The organism is Micromonospora sp. CNZ297 (assembly GCF_007827625.1).
Genome location: NZ_VISU01000002.1, coordinates 296,280 through 311,484 on the forward strand (window position 1 = coordinate 296,280; position 15,205 = coordinate 311,484).

The 15,205-nt window shown below is 70.6% G+C and carries 20 protein-coding genes and 1 pseudogene; 17 read left to right on the forward strand and 4 right to left on the reverse strand.

The features are described 5' to 3' along the window. The first annotated feature begins 32 nt into the window (after positions 1-32). From FB454_RS04805 to FB454_RS04860, 13 genes are all read left to right on the forward strand, one after another. The gene (locus tag FB454_RS04805; protein ID WP_486481520.1) at positions 33-527 is read left to right on the forward strand and encodes a helix-turn-helix domain-containing protein; all 495 of its coding nucleotides are present in this window, start codon (positions 33-35) and stop codon (positions 525-527) included. Beyond that, positions 524-787, forward strand: coding sequence for a MarR family transcriptional regulator (locus tag FB454_RS04810; RefSeq protein ID WP_145752902.1), 264 nt, complete (start codon positions 524-526; stop codon positions 785-787). The genes FB454_RS04805 and FB454_RS04810 overlap by 4 nt, the downstream gene beginning before the upstream one ends. After that, the gene (locus FB454_RS04815) at positions 784-1,464 is read left to right on the forward strand and encodes a DUF2637 domain-containing protein (RefSeq protein WP_145752904.1); all 681 of its coding nucleotides are present in this window, start codon (positions 784-786) and stop codon (positions 1,462-1,464) included. The genes FB454_RS04810 and FB454_RS04815 overlap by 4 nt, the downstream gene beginning before the upstream one ends. Before the next feature lie 1,135 nt (positions 1,465-2,599). Continuing rightward, positions 2,600-2,731: a hypothetical protein gene (locus FB454_RS35280; RefSeq protein WP_486481517.1), complete on the forward strand. Its 132-nt coding sequence runs from the start codon at positions 2,600-2,602 to the stop codon at positions 2,729-2,731. A 172-nt stretch (positions 2,732-2,903) separates the two neighbouring features. Then, complete coding sequence (locus tag FB454_RS04820) at positions 2,904-3,356, forward strand: hypothetical protein (RefSeq protein WP_145752907.1); 453 nt, start codon at positions 2,904-2,906, stop codon at positions 3,354-3,356. Positions 3,357-3,513: 157 nt separating this feature from the next. Beyond that, on the forward strand, positions 3,514-3,699 hold the full coding sequence (locus FB454_RS04825) for a hypothetical protein (RefSeq protein ID WP_145752909.1): 186 nt from the start codon (positions 3,514-3,516) through the stop codon (positions 3,697-3,699). After that, positions 3,696-3,905, forward strand: coding sequence for a hypothetical protein (locus FB454_RS04830; protein ID WP_145752911.1), 210 nt, complete (start codon positions 3,696-3,698; stop codon positions 3,903-3,905). The genes FB454_RS04825 and FB454_RS04830 overlap by 4 nt, the downstream gene beginning before the upstream one ends. A gap of 84 nt (positions 3,906-3,989) precedes the next feature. Then, entirely contained in the window at positions 3,990-4,562 is a 573-nt protein-coding gene (locus FB454_RS04835) for a hypothetical protein (RefSeq protein WP_145752915.1), read from the forward strand. Then, positions 4,562-4,819: a hypothetical protein gene (locus tag FB454_RS04840; protein WP_145752917.1), complete on the forward strand. Its 258-nt coding sequence runs from the start codon at positions 4,562-4,564 to the stop codon at positions 4,817-4,819. Before FB454_RS04835 ends, FB454_RS04840 begins: the two co-directional genes overlap by 1 nt. Beyond that, positions 4,816-5,256, forward strand: a complete 441-nt coding sequence (locus FB454_RS04845) for a hypothetical protein (RefSeq protein WP_145752920.1) — start codon at positions 4,816-4,818, stop codon at positions 5,254-5,256. The genes FB454_RS04840 and FB454_RS04845 overlap by 4 nt, the downstream gene beginning before the upstream one ends. 43 nt (positions 5,257-5,299) lie before the next feature. Next, positions 5,300-5,497 (forward strand): NAD-glutamate dehydrogenase, encoded by a 198-nt coding sequence (locus FB454_RS04850; protein ID WP_145752922.1) that lies wholly within the window; start codon positions 5,300-5,302, stop codon positions 5,495-5,497. Between the two features lie 374 nt (positions 5,498-5,871). Further along, the gene (locus tag FB454_RS04855) at positions 5,872-6,354 is read left to right on the forward strand and encodes a hypothetical protein (protein ID WP_145752924.1); all 483 of its coding nucleotides are present in this window, start codon (positions 5,872-5,874) and stop codon (positions 6,352-6,354) included. 159 nt (positions 6,355-6,513) lie between these two features. Beyond that, positions 6,514-6,726, forward strand: a complete 213-nt coding sequence (locus FB454_RS04860; protein WP_145752927.1) for a hypothetical protein — start codon at positions 6,514-6,516, stop codon at positions 6,724-6,726. A 624-nt stretch (positions 6,727-7,350) separates the two neighbouring features. Here the strand turns inward: FB454_RS04860 and FB454_RS04865 are convergent. The 3 genes and pseudogenes from FB454_RS04865 to ligD all read right to left on the reverse strand — a co-directional run. Next, positions 7,351-8,037 (reverse strand): HAD family hydrolase, encoded by a 687-nt coding sequence (locus FB454_RS04865; RefSeq protein WP_145752930.1) that lies wholly within the window; start codon positions 8,035-8,037, stop codon positions 7,351-7,353. Between the two features lie 436 nt (positions 8,038-8,473). Then, positions 8,474-9,910, reverse strand: a complete 1,437-nt coding sequence (locus FB454_RS04870; RefSeq protein ID WP_145752931.1) for a recombinase family protein — start codon at positions 9,908-9,910, stop codon at positions 8,474-8,476. Positions 9,911-9,921: 11 nt separating this feature from the next. Next, positions 9,922-10,254: pseudogene (ligD, locus tag FB454_RS04875) on the reverse strand (non-homologous end-joining DNA ligase LigD); the annotation flags it as partial. 90 nt (positions 10,255-10,344) lie between these two features. On the opposite strand from ligD, the gene FB454_RS04880 reads away from it, so the two are divergent. The 3 genes from FB454_RS04880 to FB454_RS04890 all read left to right on the forward strand — a co-directional run bounded on the left by FB454_RS04880 (position 10,345) and on the right by FB454_RS04890 (position 13,591). Next, the gene (locus FB454_RS04880) at positions 10,345-10,746 is read left to right on the forward strand and encodes a winged helix-turn-helix transcriptional regulator (protein ID WP_145752934.1); all 402 of its coding nucleotides are present in this window, start codon (positions 10,345-10,347) and stop codon (positions 10,744-10,746) included. A gap of 91 nt (positions 10,747-10,837) precedes the next feature. Further along, positions 10,838-11,383 (forward strand): TetR/AcrR family transcriptional regulator, encoded by a 546-nt coding sequence (locus tag FB454_RS04885; RefSeq protein ID WP_013288294.1) that lies wholly within the window; start codon positions 10,838-10,840, stop codon positions 11,381-11,383. Positions 11,384-11,410: 27 nt separating this feature from the next. Further along, positions 11,411-13,591 carry an MMPL family transporter gene (locus FB454_RS04890; protein ID WP_013475319.1) on the forward strand — a complete coding sequence of 727 codons (2,181 nt, stop codon included), beginning with the start codon at positions 11,411-11,413 and terminating at the stop codon, positions 13,589-13,591. 35 nt (positions 13,592-13,626) lie between these two features. On the opposite strand, the gene FB454_RS04895 is transcribed toward FB454_RS04890, so the two are convergent. Then, positions 13,627-14,883, reverse strand: coding sequence for an erythromycin esterase family protein (locus tag FB454_RS04895; RefSeq protein WP_013475318.1), 1,257 nt, complete (start codon positions 14,881-14,883; stop codon positions 13,627-13,629). A 122-nt stretch (positions 14,884-15,005) separates the two neighbouring features. Here FB454_RS04895 and FB454_RS04900 point away from each other — a divergent pair, with 122 nt between their 5' ends. Continuing rightward, positions 15,006-15,203 (forward strand): DUF2795 domain-containing protein, encoded by a 198-nt coding sequence (locus FB454_RS04900; RefSeq protein ID WP_013288297.1) that lies wholly within the window; start codon positions 15,006-15,008, stop codon positions 15,201-15,203. The last annotated feature ends 2 nt before the right edge of the window (positions 15,204-15,205 follow it).

The following is a 15,205-nucleotide window of genomic DNA, read 5'->3' on the forward strand; positions in this document are numbered from 1 at the left end:
AGGCACCGAACGTCCCACCGTCATGCGTCGCCGTGCTGGTCGGCCTGGCCAACCACGCCGACGCGGACGGCCGTGGTGCCTGGCCGTCTCAGGCGACGCTCGCCAAGTACGCCCGCAAGTCTGAGCGTGCCGTCCGGGCCGACCTCGCCCAGTTGGAAACCCTCGGCCTGATCGTGCGTGCCGAGCGTGGCAGCAAGCGAACGATCGTGTGGAACCTCGCCATGGCCCGCCTGGCCGCCAGCACCACCCCGGCCGGAAGCACACCGCCGGCCACCCCGGAGGCTAGCTTCCGCCCTGCCCGGAAGCCCACTTCCGCCGAACCTGCCTTTAACCGTCAGGGAACCAACACCGCGCGCTCCGCGCGGGATTTCTCCAACGGGAAGAACCGATGGACCCCGCCCGAGCGCCGGGGAGCTGCGCTCCCGCCGCCGGCCGGTGGTGACCGCTGCCCGAAGCCGGGGCACGTCGGCCAGGTCGCCGGCCGGTGCATCCCCTGCCGCTCCGAAGCTCTGGAGGCTGCCGCATGAGCATGTCCGCGACCGCCTGGGCGTCCGCCCAGCACCCCGGCGACCCGCTCGCCAAGTTGGTCCTGATCACCCTGGCCGCCGGTGGTGCCAGTGGTGACGACGGCCGCCCGGTCTGGCTCGGCTCGGTCTCCGACCTGGCCGAGCGTTGCGACGCCGAGGACCAGGCCGTGACCGCCGCGCTGGCCGCGCTCACGGCCGCCGGCTACGTCTGCCCGGTCTCGTCCGGCTGGCTCGTGCTGTCGCCCGGAGGTGCCGCATGAGCCCCCGCCGCATCGCCTCGTTGGCCGGCACGGTGGCCGTGACCACGATCGCCGCCCTTGCCAGCTACGACCACATGCGGCTACTGGCCGAGCGTGCCGGCCAGCCACCCACGCTGGCCGCCCTGCTGCCGCTGTCGGTCGACGGCATGATCCTCGTGGCCACGCTGGCGCTCGGTGACGGCCGCCGGTCCCGCTGGTCCGCGTGGCTGGCCTTCATCCTCGGCGTGGCCGCGTCGGTGGTGGCCAACGTGGCCGTTGCGCCGCCGTCCGTGACCGCCCGTGTTGTGTCCGCCTGGCCGGCTGTGGCCCTGCTGCTGACTGTGGAAGTGCTCGCCCGGTCCGGTAAGGCCGCCCCGGTGGCCGCGCCGTCCCCGGCCCCGGTCGCTCCGGTGGCCGCCCCGGTGTCCGTCGCAAGCACGCCGGCCACGCCCGACCCGGCCACCGTGACCGCCTCGGCCACGCCGCCGGCCACCGTGACCGCCTCGGCCACGCCGCCGGCCACCGTGACCGCCTCGGCCACGCCGCCGGCCGTGGCCGGCACCGCCGCCCGAGTGGCCGCCCTGGTGGCCGCCCGCCCGCACCTGTCCGCCGCCGATGTGGCCGCTGCGCTCGGCGTGTCGGCACGGACCGCCCGCCGGCACCTGGCCGCAACCCGCACCGCGCTCGCTGCCGGCTAAGCCGCCCGCGTCAACAAGTGGCCCGCTACGCGCCCCGTAGCGGGCCGCTCTGCGTCCGGCGTCCGATGCCCCCCGGACAGCCCGCACGGCCGGCAGCGTGGCGCACAGCCCGTTCCCGATGCCATCACGCCGCAGCCCCCGCCTGCTGGTCGGCACCGACCCGGACCGCCCGCCAACAAGTGCCTTTGTGAGACCGCCTCTGCGCCCCTGCTCTGCGCCCGTCCTTCCCGTCTACCTGGACGGCACCCACGGCCCGCAGCGTGGCGCACAGCCCGTTCCCGATGCCATCACGCCGCAGCCCCCGGCCGCTGGTCCGCCCCGCCGCCGAGGGGGGTGCAGACGTGGGTGCGTCATCCGGGGGGTAATGGCGTTCGGACTCTTGTTGCTCCGCCGCCCGCTTTCTTTCTCCCTTCAATCTGTCCTATTTCCTCCCCCTTATACCTCTCTACTATAACTAACTGTAGTTACTTATAGTGCTCTCTGTAGTCCCTGGGCATCCCCCGCTGCGCCTGCGCCCGGTGATGGGTGCGTTATCAGGGGGGTAAGTGCCGACGGGGTGCAGACACTTGCCGGCCCTGGGTGCGCCATCCGGGGGGTAATTCTGGGCCGCCCCCGCCGCCCTTACATCGCTGAGGACTTACCACCTGGCAGGTAGTCGGGCCGCCCCCGCTGCGCCCGCGCCCGCCGGTCTCAGCCCGAAAACCGTACGCCCGTACTGTACGGCTGTAGGACGAACCCAGTAGAGGAAGGTTGCGCCCCGGCAGCAGCGAGCACCCCCGGCAACGCCGCAAGCCTGTGACCAGGGCGTTTTACCTCTGTGGGACATACTCAGTGAAGCCCCCCGGCCCCGGTCCCAAGATCGGGTTTCCCCCCTTGTGGGACGAACTATGTGCGAGCAGGGAGCCCAGCACTGGCCCGCCGCGCGCGTTTCCCCCCGTGGGGGACATACATAGTGAGCCCCCCGCACGACCGCCGTCCGAGATGGACGGACCCCGCGCACCGCGACGACCGGCAACCCGTCGCGCGCACCTCGACCCCGCCGGTCATGAGTGTGCCGATCTTGGTTGCCGCCAGGAGATCGGCCCACCCATGTCCGGCGGTTTTGCTGTCTGCCGCTGTCCAGAGTGGAGGAATCATGACCGCCCCGACGATCACCCGCCGCCCCGCCGCCACCCGGCCCCGGCCACTGACTGACGACGCCACCGCCGCATTCCGCGCCAACGTGGCTGACTACCTCGCGCACCGCGCGTCCCGACTGTCCCGGTAGGACAGACCCCCGCACCGCGTGTATGCGACACACACGGCGCGGCCAGCAACACCGAAAAGCCAACGCCCCGGCGTTGTGGGAGGTCGCATCTCCCGCAACGACCGGGGCGTTTTTCGTTGCCCTGCAACCGATTGGAGGTGACCCCGTGGACGCATACCGATACGGCGATGAGATGACCCCCGCCGCCCGCTCCGCAGCCTGGGCCATCGAAACCTGGCTGACCGACCTGCAAACGTTCCGCTGGCTGGTCGGACGGTTCACGGAAGGCACGGCGCTGTTCGACGCCTACCTGTCCACGCTCGACACGCTCGACTACGACGCCGACCCGGTGCTGTTGACCGGTGCCCCCGGTGGCATGTTCGCCGACACGCAGATGATCGGCGCTCGCGTGGCCGTCAAGCGTGGCCCGGCGGTTGGCGAGATCATGCCCGCCGGCCGCAAGACGTTCGCCGCCGTCGCCCGCGAGTACCTGATGAGCGCCGTTGTCCACGGCAAGCGCGGATGGATGGGCGTGCATCTCTGGCGAGGTGCCCCGATCTACACCGCCCGCACCCGCCGCGAGCGCCTGGTCATGCGCGACCGCACGTACACCCGCCCCGGCGACCGTCCGATGTGGGACCGCTGATGGCCGCGCGACTCTTCCACACGCTCGCCCGGCTCGCCGCCGCGTGCCTGGCACCGTCGCCGCTCGGCCGCCCGTCGCCGCAGACGTGGACGGCCCCCCGATGACCGCCGACCGCCGGCCCCGAGGAGGTGCATTACCTGTGAATGGAGACCGCCCCATGACCGCTATCCACGTCTCGCCCGAGCGCCGGCACGAGCTGCTGATGGCGTCCGACTTCCGCTGTGAGGCCAACGGATGCGGCAAGCGCGCGTCCTATGTGGTCATCCTCCCGACCGCCGAGATCGGTACCGCGTGCGGACGGTGCGCCACCCCGCCCCGCGCCGCCCTGGGGGTGGCCGGATGAACAACCGCGACCGCCGCCGCGCCGCCGAGTTCGCCGCCCTGATGGCCGCCCGCGACGCCCGCGCCGCACATCCCTGCAACGTCCGCCACGCCGCCCGCAACCGCGACGAGTGGCAGCGCCACCGCGCGCACGTCTCGCTGTGGCCGGTCCCCGGCTGCCTCGTCTGTGAAGAGGCCGCCCGCGACCACGACCCGTTCGCCAACTGATCCACCCCCGCCGCCGGTCGGATACCGGCTACCCCCGCTCGCGCTGCCAACGGAGTGATCCGCGAGCAATGAAAGGGACACCCCGTGTCCATCGATTTCCCCAACCTCGACACCGCCGTCACGCAGACCAGCCACGGCACCGAGCACCTCGCCAAGCCTGGCCGCCGCGCGCCGCACCTGCCGCCGTTCGTTGACGAGATCGCCGCCGAGGTGCCCGAGGTGGCCGCCGCGCTCGACAAGCTGACCGCCGCCGTTGAGGCCCTGGAGGCGTCCGCCGACAAGATGGACGACCTGGCCGACGAGTACGCCGACGACAAGGCCGAGGTGAAGGCCGCCGCGCTGGCCGGCAAGGTGAGGCAGCCCAAGCCGGATGTGTTCTGGGAGGCCCGCCGCGATGAGATCATCGCCGCGCACCGCGCCCTGATGCCGCCGGCTGTGAACGCGCAGTTTGCGCTGGTCGAGGTGGTTACGCCGTACGTCGAGGAGCGCAAGGAGCGCGACCGGGACGAGATCCGCAAGATGGCAGACCGGCTGGCCGTCCTGATCCCCCGGTCGACCAAGTACAACGCGCACACCAACGTCGTTGACGGCTTCCGGCGTCTGGGCAGCGTGGATGACCTCCTGCGCGCGCTGCGCGTGATTGCGAGTGGTTCCTGATGAACCAGCGATACGACGCCGCCGGCCAGCCGTTGACCGACGCCGAGGCCGCCGCTTGGGATGCCGAGGTGGACGCGAGATTCGCCGCCATCCGGGCCGAGCGGGAGGCCGCCGAGCAGCCAGCCGCCGAGCAGCCCGAGGCCGGTCGGTCCGCCGAGGACATCCGCCGCGTGGCCCGCCAGATCCAGGGCTATGAGAGCGAGACGCCCGACCACATCAACGAGATCGTCAAGAGCATCCGGGGGCCGTTCGCATGAGCAAGCAACGCCACGACATCGGTTGGCAGAAGGCCCACCGGGAAGGCCGAGCGACCGCCGGCCAGGCCGCCGCCGCGCGCCGAGGCCGAGCCAAGGTCGCCAAGGCCGCCCGTAGGGCCGAGCTGATGGAGGCCGCGTACCTCGCAGGCGAGAAGGTGGAGCGCGAGGCCATCCGCGCCCGCGAGCGTGCCGCCGCTGGTCACGTCCAGGCCGAGCCGCAGCCCGAGCCGCAGCCCGTGCCGGCCCCCGAGCCGCAGCCGGCCTCGGAACCGTTGCACGAACGCCACTGTGCGCGCTGCGCGACGCCGTTCCGCACGGAGAGAAGGTACCGCTACTGCTCTGCGCAGTGCCGGATGGCCGATACGGAAGCGAAGTTGGGTGCCAGCGCCCCGCCCCGCGATCGTCCGCACCGGGCGCTGATCGGCGCGTCGAAATGAACACCCCCGCCCCGTCTATCTCGACCCCGGAGGGGGCAAATTTATGAATCTCGATCACGCCATGGCCAATTTCCTCTACGCCGTCAAGACCTCCGGCCGGTCCCGCACTTCCCGCCGGGCCGGCATGACCGATGAGGAGTTCTATCGTGCCGAGGTAGCGGCTGGAACGCCCGAGGAATTGGCGCGGCGGCTCGCCGGCCTGCCTCCTATTGCGCAGGACAGCAACGACGAGAATGCGTGAGTGATGTGGTCGATGTGCGTGCCTTGTTGCCTATCAGCAAGGCACGCACATCGGCACGCCTTTGCCCACGTTGTCGACGCAGAACCGTTCTTGCAGACGACGTAATGTGTGCTGCATGTTGGCATGAATTGTAGTTGTGCATGAATGAATTGATTACTTGAATGGTGAATGTGCGAGCGAACGTATTGTGTCGTTCCTTTATGGAATTGCGCGCGTGCGTTCGCCGCGCCGTTCGCAGACCCTCGCACCCCCTGGGGCATGCCTCCCATGCCCCCCACCAAAGCCCTCCCGGTAGGCATGGCGCGTCGCTGTCAGCCCAGTAAAGCTGCGATTTCCCAAAAAACCAAAATGGCTCGCAAAGAATGGAAATAGGCATGAATGCGAATAACGGTGGAGGCTCAAAACCGGGCCATCTTGACCCCGCGACCGCTACTCGGCTCGCCCAGCTCGCCGGCCGCCGCTCCCGATTGACCATGCGCCACATCACCGGCGCCGGCCAGAAATGGCGCCGAATTGGGCAATGGCCCAGCGATAATGCAGACCTTTCGACGCTGGATATAAAGGCACTAACCAGCACCGCGGTTGCTATGGAATGGGGCGACGAGCGCGCCGAGATTGGTAGCCATAAAGACATCGCCCACATGGCAATTCGTCCGCACCGCCTGATTATGCCCGGCCGGCCGCCCATCTATGGCGACGATCCCGAGAAATTGGCCGCCATTGCCGAGCGCGAGCTACGCGAGGAAATGACCGTCCGGTCGGTCGCCTGGCAAGCGTCGTGCAACGCACCCACTGTTGCCCGCGCCGTGGAGATGCACCGCGCCAATCGAAAGAAGGCCCTCCGTGACCACTACTAAGCACTGTCCGGAGTGCAACACCCCCCGCCCGCTGTCGGCGTTCGGCCCCGACCGGCGCACCCTCGACGGCTTCCGCCGGCTGTGCCGGCCGTGCCGCATCGGAAACCGCCGGGTGCATGCCCGCGTGCGTCAGGCGATGCAGCGCCGCGAGCGTGGCCGATGAGCACCCCCGACGACCCCGCCCACAAGATCGGCCCCGGCCCGCAGTGCTGGCACTACGTACCGCCCGGCACGCCCTGGCCGCCCGTGCTGCGCCGCGCCCCCCATCAGGAGGACTGCGGTTACCACCTCGACAGCGACGGCCCGTGTCCGCCGCCGCACGGCACCCGCCCGCCCATGGTGCCGCCGCCCGCCGAAGACTTCCCGTTCTAACGGACCCGCACTGGCACGCCGGCCCGACCTGCGTCAACCGACTCGATCTACGTGGAGGCCACGCGGCGGGTACAGCAGGACGCCGTGGACCGGCTCGGCTTCCTCTTCGACGCGTAGGCGGGGTCAGCCATGGGGGTCAAAAAAACAAGGGCCGGTCTCCCGTGACGGGAACCGGCCCTTGACCTGCTGTGCGCCCGAAGGGACTCGAACCCCTAACCTTCTGATCCCTAGATTCCCAAGACCATGTCTAGGCCGTTCGCTGTGGTCCGCCTGGTCCTGGTCCTCGCACGCTCGGCAACTCGATCGGTTCCGTTCCGTCCGGTCCAGTCCGCCCCGGTGGCTCCCACGTGTGGCTCCCAGACTGTCAGCTTGGGAATCTCACAAGATCGGCTCGGAGCGTGGTGGTACGCCTGTTCAACGCGCTCTCAAGTGGCCTGGTTTTGCCCCCGGTGACACCACGTCGTGGCCCGTGGATGGCCCGGTCCAACCACTGCCTTTCAAGATCAAGACGGCTGTCTGCCTAGGTCGGTGACTGGCGCTGAGCTGCTCGCCGTGTCGCCTGCCATCGGCCCCGGACGGTATCTGTCGGCGGGCTTGGCTGTACGAGTGGCTGTACTGACCGTTCTACTCGGCCGGCTCCATGACCTTGGACGGCTCTCCGAGTATGGCGGGCAGCTCACCCAAGGTATGGATAACCGGCCCGCCCCAGCTGGGGTCGGTGTCGTTGTGCTCCGTGGTCCGGAAGACGGTCATACCGACCGCTGCCGCCCCGGGCAGCTCACCGTCTGAGCCGTCGCCGACGAAGAAGCACTCCGCCGGCTCGACCCCCAGTCGCTCGGCAGCAAGGTGATAGATCGCCGGGTCGGGCTTGGCCAGCCCGACATCGCAGGAGAAGATCGCGACATCGAACCGTCGGGCAAGCGGACTCTGCGGCCACGGCTCGGAGGTGTCCGAGGTGGCGTTGCTGATGAGGGCCAGCGGACGACCATCGGCGCGTAGCGCGTCGAGCACGTCCAGGGTGGCGGGCGAGACGCTGTCCAGCACCCGGTGTCCGAGGGCTCGCCGATGCTCACCGGCCCGTGCCACCTGCGCGTCGGTCGGTGTACCGCCGAGGCGTCCGGCGAGGATGCGGATGGTCTCCTCCACGTCCCACCGGACCAGCCGGTCCCGCCAGGTGGCGTGGTACGCGGTGACCAGCTCGGCCGGAGCCACGCCGACCATGACCGCCATTTCGCCGACTACCCGGTCACGCTCCTCATCAGCCCCGTGGATCAAGGTATGGAAGAGGTCGAAGATCACTGGTCGAGACATCCCAGCATCCTACTGAGATCGTCACCGCTGTCACCTTGCTTGCCATCCCGTCTGCCGCCGACCCACACACCGTGGAGCGGGCCAGGGCCTTCGTGGTGGAGCGGGTGACGGGAATCGAACCCGCACTGTCAGCTTGGGAATCTGGCATCCCGCGACCTTGCACCGAGCGGGTTAAGCGGGCTCCTCGTCGGTGAGCTCTTCGGTGGTAGCGACACGGATCTGATCTGGGGCAACGAACATCAGCTTCGAGTCAGTGCTGACCATCCAACCATCTTCGGTGGTTCCATCGTCATTGACGTAGGTGGTGGGCGCGAACGCCCTCCCCCCGGGCGCGCCGTCGCCGGCCTGACCCTGGCACCTGTCTTCGAGTAAGCCCCACCCGTAACACAGAGACCCCCCGCGCCCAATGTGGCTCTGGGGGTCTCTGTGTTTCTGCCTATGCCTCCACACTGATGCCGCCCATGACGTCCAGGAACGATTGCGGCGCTACGTCCACCGTGACGGCCGTGCCCGGCCCCATCGTGGCCTTGACGCCGAAAGCCACCATGGCCCAGTTGCGCCCGGCCGCATCGAGCCGGCCCCAGTGCGCCGCGTAGGTCTCGCCGGTCGGTTCTTCCTCCCAGTCGTCCGCGATAACCGGCTCAGCCTCCAACGCGGCCAGTGTCTCGCCGTGCTCGTTGAGCCGGTCGGCTACCGCCTCGGCGGCCCGCCCGGTGAGTCGGCCGAGCTGCGCCGTCAGGTTGTCCATTGCCGCTTTGATCGCCTCGATTTCCTCGCGGTGGTCGACGCCCGGCACGAACGTCCGCCGCAGCAGAGGCAGCGGCCCGAGGTCGCGCAGCACGGCCGCGTCTACCGACGCCTCTACCTCGTCCGCCTTGACGGTGGCCGACTTGCCGCAGTGCTTGCCGTACTTGGACCGCGACGGGCACCGGTAGTACGCGCCGCCCTTGGCCGTGACCTTGTTGGCCCGCTCGCCGCACGCGCAGTACAGCACCCCGCGCAGGTACGCCGAGTTGCGCCGTGGCTGGCTGGCGGCCCGCCTCGGAGCCAATGACGCCTGTAGCTTGGCCCACTCCGCATCGGCCACGAGCGGCACGGCCCGCCGCACCCGCAGCCCGTCATCCCCGCGCACCTCGGGCACCTGATAGCCCCGCGTGAGTTCGCTCGTGAGCGTCCGCGTCAGCGTGGCCACCGTCCACCGCCGGCCCGTTGGTTCCCGCCCTGCCCGCCGCGCCTGCTCATCGAGCGCGGTCGGCACGCCGCGCCCGTTGAGGTCGGCCACGACCGCCGAGACCGTCTCGCCCGCGATGACCCGCCGTGCCGCTTCCTGGATGACCGGCGCGATGACCGGATCATGTACGAGCTTCCATGTCTTGTCGGCCTGCTGCTCGGCCATGTAGCCCACGGGTACCTTCCCGCCCCAGTGCCGGCCGACCTTCGTCAGGTACGCCCGCGCGCCCCGGTTACGGTCTCTGATCGCTTCTAGCTCGGCCTCGGCCAGGACGGCAATGATCGTCGCCATGGCGCGCCCCATGGGCGTACTCAGGTCGAATCCCTCGGTGGCGCTGATGATCGTCTTGCCGTTGTCCTGCGCCCACCGCAGCAGTGACGCGAAGTGCAGCGTTGACCGCGCTAGCCGGTCGATCCGCCATACCAGCAGCCCGTCGAATCCCTCGCGCTCCCCGCGCAGCCACGGCCCGAGGCCCGGCCGCCGGAAGGGGTCGCTGGCACCGCTTACGTCGCTGTCGATCGCCTCGCCGACCAAATGGTGTCCGCCCAGGTCGGAGTACCTTTGCGCGGTCTCCCGCTGCCGCTCGATTGACGTGCTGGCGTCGGTGGCCTGGCTCAGCCGGTAGGCAGCGAGTAGTCTCATGTGCTGATCGTATCCAAGGCGCGCTGGTTGGCGAACCAGAGCAGCGTCCGCCGGTCGTCGCAGAGCGCGTACGAGATCCGCCGGTGCGACGCCTCCGCCCACACCTCGGTGCGGCGCACCCAGCCGGGCGTGTACTTCGGCAGGTTCTTCTGCATGAACGGCTCCTGGCCGGGCCGCACCCGCAGCACCGACAGCGGCCGGTCCCGCAGTTCCGGCAGGATCCGGTCGGCCATCGCGTCGAGGTAGTCGACCAGGTCGCGTTTGGTCGCCCCGGCGCCGTCGAACAGCGGCTGGTCGAGGTTGGTCAGCGACACTCCGGCCCGGGTCTCGTCGGCGGCGCCCATCGGACCACCATCCCGGGCCGGGCCCGGCTCGGCAACCCCGACACGGTGCCCGGCGCGCCGCACCGGCCGGCACCTGCGACGATCGGGGGCGTGGGTGAGGCGGAGTCGGAGCGGTGCGGATCGGACGCGGCGGTGCAGGCGAGCGCCTGCACCGTGCGGGAGGCGCTGGACCGGGTCGGTGGAAAGTGGGCCATCGGCATCCTGATCGCCGCCTCGGCCGGCCCGGTCCGCTTCACCGAGCTGGAGCGCCGGGTGGAGGGGATCAGCCGCCGGATGCTCACGCTGACGCTGCGCAACCTGGAGCGGGACGGGCTGCTTCACCGGCACGTGCATCCCACCGTGCCGCCGAAGGTGGAGTACACCGCCACGCCGATGGCCCGGGAACTGTACGAGTCGCTGGTCGCGCTGACGAGCTGGGCGGAGCGGCACCGGGAGGCGATCAGCGCGGCCCGGACCGAGTACGACCGCACACACGGCCGCCCACCGGCCTGACCTGCGAAAACGGGTCGTTGTGGCGAACGCCACGCGCGCGATCTGACCGATCGGTCAGCACCTGACCGATCGGTCAGGCATGCTGGAGGACATGGCGCGACCCACCACCGCCACCCACGACGAGCTGCTGGCCGCGGCCGCTCGCCGGTTCGCCGTCACCGGGTACAAGGGCACCTCGCTGCAAGACATCGCCCGCGATGTCGGCTGCTCCAAGGCGACGGTGCTCTACCACTTCGCCAGCAAGGACGCCCTGCTCTGCGAGCTGATGGCCCCGGCCATCACGATGCTGGAGGAGCTGGACGTCCGCATCGCCGCGCACACCGGCGCCGAGGCCCAACGCGTCGCCGCGGACGGCTTCGTCGACCTGGCGGTCCGCTTCCGCCGGGAGATCGCGCTGCTCCGGGGCGAGTTCCCCGACCTGCTCCAGCAGCCCGCGTTCGCCCACATCCAGCAGATCTCCGAACAACTCATCGCCGCCTTCTCCGGCTTCTCCGACCGTCCGGAGGCACGCGTCGCGGCGCTCGTCGTGCTCGCCGGCATCGCCGAGACCTGCGGCGAGTTCCTGGACATCCCCGACGACCAGCTGCGACCCGCGCTGCTCGCCGTGGCGTACCGCGCGCTCGAAGTCACCACCTGATCCGAACCCCGAGGACAAGGAAGGTCCATGGCGACCCTGCTGTACCGGCTCGGCCGGGCATCCCTGCGCCGGCGGCGACTCGTCGCCGTCGTCTGGCTCGTCGTACTCGTCGGACTCGGCCTGGCCGCGGCCACGCTGAGGGGCCCGACGGCGAGCAACTTCACCATGCCGGGCACCGAGTCGCAGAAGGCGATCGACCTGCTCGCCGACCGCTTCCCGGCGGCCAGCGGCGCCACCGGCACGATCGCGATCAAGGCGCCGCAGGACGGCGCGCTGACCTCACCCGCCGGACAGGCGGTGGTCAAGCAGGTCACGCAGGAGGCGGCCACGCTCCCGGGCGTGGTCGGCGCGGTCGACCCGTACCAGGCGCAGGCGCTCACCCCGGACGGCCGGTACGCGCTGATCCAGGTGCAGTTCGCCGGCGGCGCGGACGAGGTGACCGACGAGCAGCGCGACGCGTACGAGAAGGTCGGCGCGCAGGCCGAGGCGCAGGGCTGGCAGATCGCCCCCGGCGGCGAGGTGCTCAACGGTGAGCCGGAGGTCGGCTCGACCGAGGCGATCGGCGTGCTGGTCGCGGCGATCGTTCTGGTGATCACGTTCGGCTCGCTCGTGGCGGCCGGGATGACCATGCTGAACGCGCTCATCGGCGTCGGCGTCGGCATGGCCGGTCTGTTCGCGCTCAGCGGCGCGGTCGAGCTGACCAGCACCGCGCCGATCCTGGCGCTGATGCTCGGCCTCGCGGTCGGCATCGACTACTCGCTGTTCATCACCTCCCGGCACCGGCAGAACCTGCTCGACGGACTCTCTCCGGAGGAGGCGGTCGGCCGTGCGGTCGGCACCGCCGGCTCGGCTGTGGTCTTCGCCGGCGCGACGGTCGTGGTGGCGCTCGCCGGCCTTGCCGTGGTGGGCATCCCGTTCCTCACCGTGATGGGCCTGGCCGCCGCCGGCACCGTCACAGTGGCCGTGCTGGTGGCGATCACGCTGGCTCCGGCGCTGCTCGGCTTCGCCGGACACAAGGTGCTGCCGCGCAAGCTGCGTGACCGCAAGGCGGTCGAGGACCCGACCACCGGCTCGGAGGACCGCTCCGGCTTCGGATTCCGCTGGGCGCGGTGGGTGACCAGACTGCGCATCCCGGTGATCCTGGTCGGGCTGCTCGGCCTCGGCCTGCTCGCGATCCCGGCCCAGGACATGCGCCTGGCGCTGCCGGACGCCTCCGCCGCCGCCGAGGGCACCCCGGCCCGGGTCAGCAGCGATCTGATCCGCGAGGGCTTCGGCCCCGGCTTCACCGGCCGGCTCGCGGTCGTGGTGACGGCCGACTCGCCGCAGGCCACCCAGGCCGCCATTCCGCAGGTGACCGCGCTGGTCCAGAAGACCGACGGGGTGCTGGCGGTGGCCCCGCCGCAGGTCGACCCGTCGGGGCGTACCGCGCTGATCGGGGTGATCCCGAAGACCGGGCCGACCGAGGAGGCCACCGAGACGGTGGTGCACGACATCCGCAAGCAGGTGTCGGGCATCCAGAACGCCGACGTGCTGCTCACCGGCGTCACCGCTGTCGGCATCGACGTGTCGGAGAAGCTCTCCGACGCGCTGCCGGTCTACCTGCTGCTGGTGGTGGGCCTGTCGATCCTGCTGCTGATGCTGGTGTTCCGGTCGATCCTGGTGCCGGTCAAGGCGGCGCTGGGCTTCCTGCTCACCGTGGCGGCCACGTTCGGCATCACTGTGGCGGTGTTCCAGCAGGGCCACCTGGCCGACCTGGTCGGCCTGGACACCCCGGCCCCGCTGGTCAGCTTCCTGCCGATCCTGCTCATCGGCATCCTGTTCGGCCTGGCCATGGACTACGAGGTCTTCCTGGTCTCCCGGATGCGCGAGGACTTCGTGCACGGCGACACCGCCCAGCAGGCCACCATCAACGGCATGGGGCACGGCGCCCGGGTGGTCACCGCCGCCGCGCTCATCATGATCTCGGTGTTCGGCGGCTTCGTCTTCCTGGAGGACCCGATCATCAAGTCGATGGGCTTCGCGCTCGCGATCGGTGTCGCCATCGACGCGTTCGTGGTCCGGATGACGATCGTGCCGGCGGTGATGTCGCTGCTGAACAACGCCGCATGGTGGCTGCCGCGCTGGCTGAACAAGATCCTGCCCAACGTGGACGTCGAGGGTGAGGGCCTGCGCGCCCACCTCGCCGAGAAGCAGCACGCGAACGTGTGATCCGCACGGGTGGGGCCCCCGCGGGGCCCCACCCGTCACACACCCGCCGGATACGTCTCCATCTCACCGGGCGTGACGCACGTCGGCAGCGGGTGCAGCGCTGTGGCCTCGTCGCACCAGATGAACGCGTCGTAGCGTTCACCCAGCCGGGTCGGCACGTAGTTGCCCCAGGACTCGAAGCTCGGGTCGTACACCACCCCGATGGCCCGGTGGTCCGCCTCGCCGGTCACCCATTCCGGCTGGTCGTCGCCGCCGAAGACCAGCACCGCCCGGTCCGGCATCAGCTCGTGCAGCCGATGCTCCACCGAGCCCTCCCGCGCCGGTGGGACCACCATCGTCTCGGCCGGTGAGCCCCAGCGCGGCGCGGCCACCACGCTGCCGCGCCAGCTGCCGAAGCCGATCAGCGCCACCGCGTCCCGGCCGTGCCGTTCCCGGCCGAGCTGCCCGATGTTGACCATGCCGTCCGCCGCCATGTCGGTGGCCCGGGCATCGCCGACGTGCGTGTTGTGCGCCCACACGATGCCCCGCGAGCCCGGCCCGTACCGGTCGAGCAGCCGGTCGAGCGTGTCGGCCATGTGGACGTCACGGACGTTCCACGACTCGGGGCCGCCGCCGACCATGGCCCGGTAGTACCGCTCCGCGCCGGCCACCACCTCCGCGTTCTGCCAGGCCGAGAAGCGGTCCGGGCCGTCCGCGGCGGCCTGTTCCCGGGTACGCGCCAACAGCCGGACCACCTCCTCCTCGCACCGGGCGGAGACGAACCGGCTGGCCGTCCCGTACTCCTCGGCCCGTTTGCCGTACGGCTCGAAGCAGCGGTACGCCTCCTGGGCCGCCTCCAGCGAGGCCGGATCCTCCTCACCGAGGTAGTCGAAGATGGCCTGCATCGACTCCCAGAGGGAATACACGTCCAGCCCGTGGAAGCCGGCCCGCTCCCCCTCGGGGCGTTCCAGGTTCCACGCCCGCAGCCAGCGGCAGAAGCGGGCCACCTCGGCGTTCGCCCACATCCAGGTGGGCCAGCGTTCGAACCGTTCCAGCGCGGCGAGCGGATCGGCCGGCCCGTCCGGCGCGCCAACCACCGACCGGTGCACCCGGTCGCAGTCCGGCCAGTCCCCCTCCACCGCCACGAAGTCGAACCCCTGTTCGGCGATGAGCCGCCGGGTCAACTGCTCCCGCAGCCGGTAGTAGTCGTAGCTGCCGTGCGTCGCCTCGCCGATCATCACCACCCGGGCGTCCCGCACGCGGTCCAGCAAGGGGTCGAAGTCGCTCGGCGCGCCGAGCCGCTGTACCAGCATGTCAGCGGCTACCCGGGGCCCGCCGGGACAAACCGCCGCCGCTGGGTCCGGCGGGCGTACGGCGGACCCGGGCCGCACCCGCCGGCGGGCATGGTGCCGGGCTCAGTGGGTAGCCGGGCGGCATGACCGTCACCGGTGCGCAGTTGCGGGAGTTCCTGGCCGGGCTCGACTACCCGGTCTCGCGGGAGGACCTGGTCCGCTGGGGCCAGGAGAACGGCGCCGACACCGAGGCGCTGCAGGCGCTGCGGTCCCTGCCGGCCGAGGAGTTCCACACCCCCACCGAGCTGGGCGAGGCGCTGGTCACGCTGGCCGACGCCTGACC

Coding starts and splice junctions, on each gene's coding strand:
- FB454_RS04810 (WP_145752902.1), top strand. CDS start 524: ATGAGCATGTCCGCGACCGCCTGGGCGTCCGCCCAGCACCCCGGCGAC.
- FB454_RS04815 (WP_145752904.1), top strand. CDS start 784: ATGAGCCCCCGCCGCATCGCCTCGTTGGCCGGCACGGTGGCCGTGACC.
- FB454_RS35280 (WP_486481517.1), top strand. CDS start 2,600: ATGACCGCCCCGACGATCACCCGCCGCCCCGCCGCCACCCGGCCCCGG.
- FB454_RS04820 (WP_145752907.1), top strand. CDS start 2,904: ATGACCCCCGCCGCCCGCTCCGCAGCCTGGGCCATCGAAACCTGGCTG.
- FB454_RS04825 (WP_145752909.1), top strand. CDS start 3,514: ATGACCGCTATCCACGTCTCGCCCGAGCGCCGGCACGAGCTGCTGATG.
- FB454_RS04830 (WP_145752911.1), top strand. CDS start 3,696: ATGAACAACCGCGACCGCCGCCGCGCCGCCGAGTTCGCCGCCCTGATG.
- FB454_RS04840 (WP_145752917.1), top strand. CDS start 4,562: ATGAACCAGCGATACGACGCCGCCGGCCAGCCGTTGACCGACGCCGAG.
- FB454_RS04845 (WP_145752920.1), top strand. CDS start 4,816: ATGAGCAAGCAACGCCACGACATCGGTTGGCAGAAGGCCCACCGGGAA.
- FB454_RS04850 (WP_145752922.1), top strand. CDS start 5,300: ATGAATCTCGATCACGCCATGGCCAATTTCCTCTACGCCGTCAAGACC.
- FB454_RS04855 (WP_145752924.1), top strand. CDS start 5,872: ATGAATGCGAATAACGGTGGAGGCTCAAAACCGGGCCATCTTGACCCC.
- FB454_RS04860 (WP_145752927.1), top strand. CDS start 6,514: ATGAGCACCCCCGACGACCCCGCCCACAAGATCGGCCCCGGCCCGCAG.
- FB454_RS04865 (WP_145752930.1), bottom strand. CDS start 8,037: ATGTCTCGACCAGTGATCTTCGACCTCTTCCATACCTTGATCCACGGG.
- FB454_RS04870 (WP_145752931.1), bottom strand. CDS start 9,910: ATGAGACTACTCGCTGCCTACCGGCTGAGCCAGGCCACCGACGCCAGC.
- FB454_RS04885 (WP_013288294.1), top strand. CDS start 10,838: ATGGCGCGACCCACCACCGCCACCCACGACGAGCTGCTGGCCGCGGCC.
- FB454_RS04890 (WP_013475319.1), top strand. CDS start 11,411: ATGGCGACCCTGCTGTACCGGCTCGGCCGGGCATCCCTGCGCCGGCGG.
- FB454_RS04895 (WP_013475318.1), bottom strand. CDS start 14,883: ATGCTGGTACAGCGGCTCGGCGCGCCGAGCGACTTCGACCCCTTGCTG.
- FB454_RS04900 (WP_013288297.1), top strand. CDS start 15,006: ATGACCGTCACCGGTGCGCAGTTGCGGGAGTTCCTGGCCGGGCTCGAC.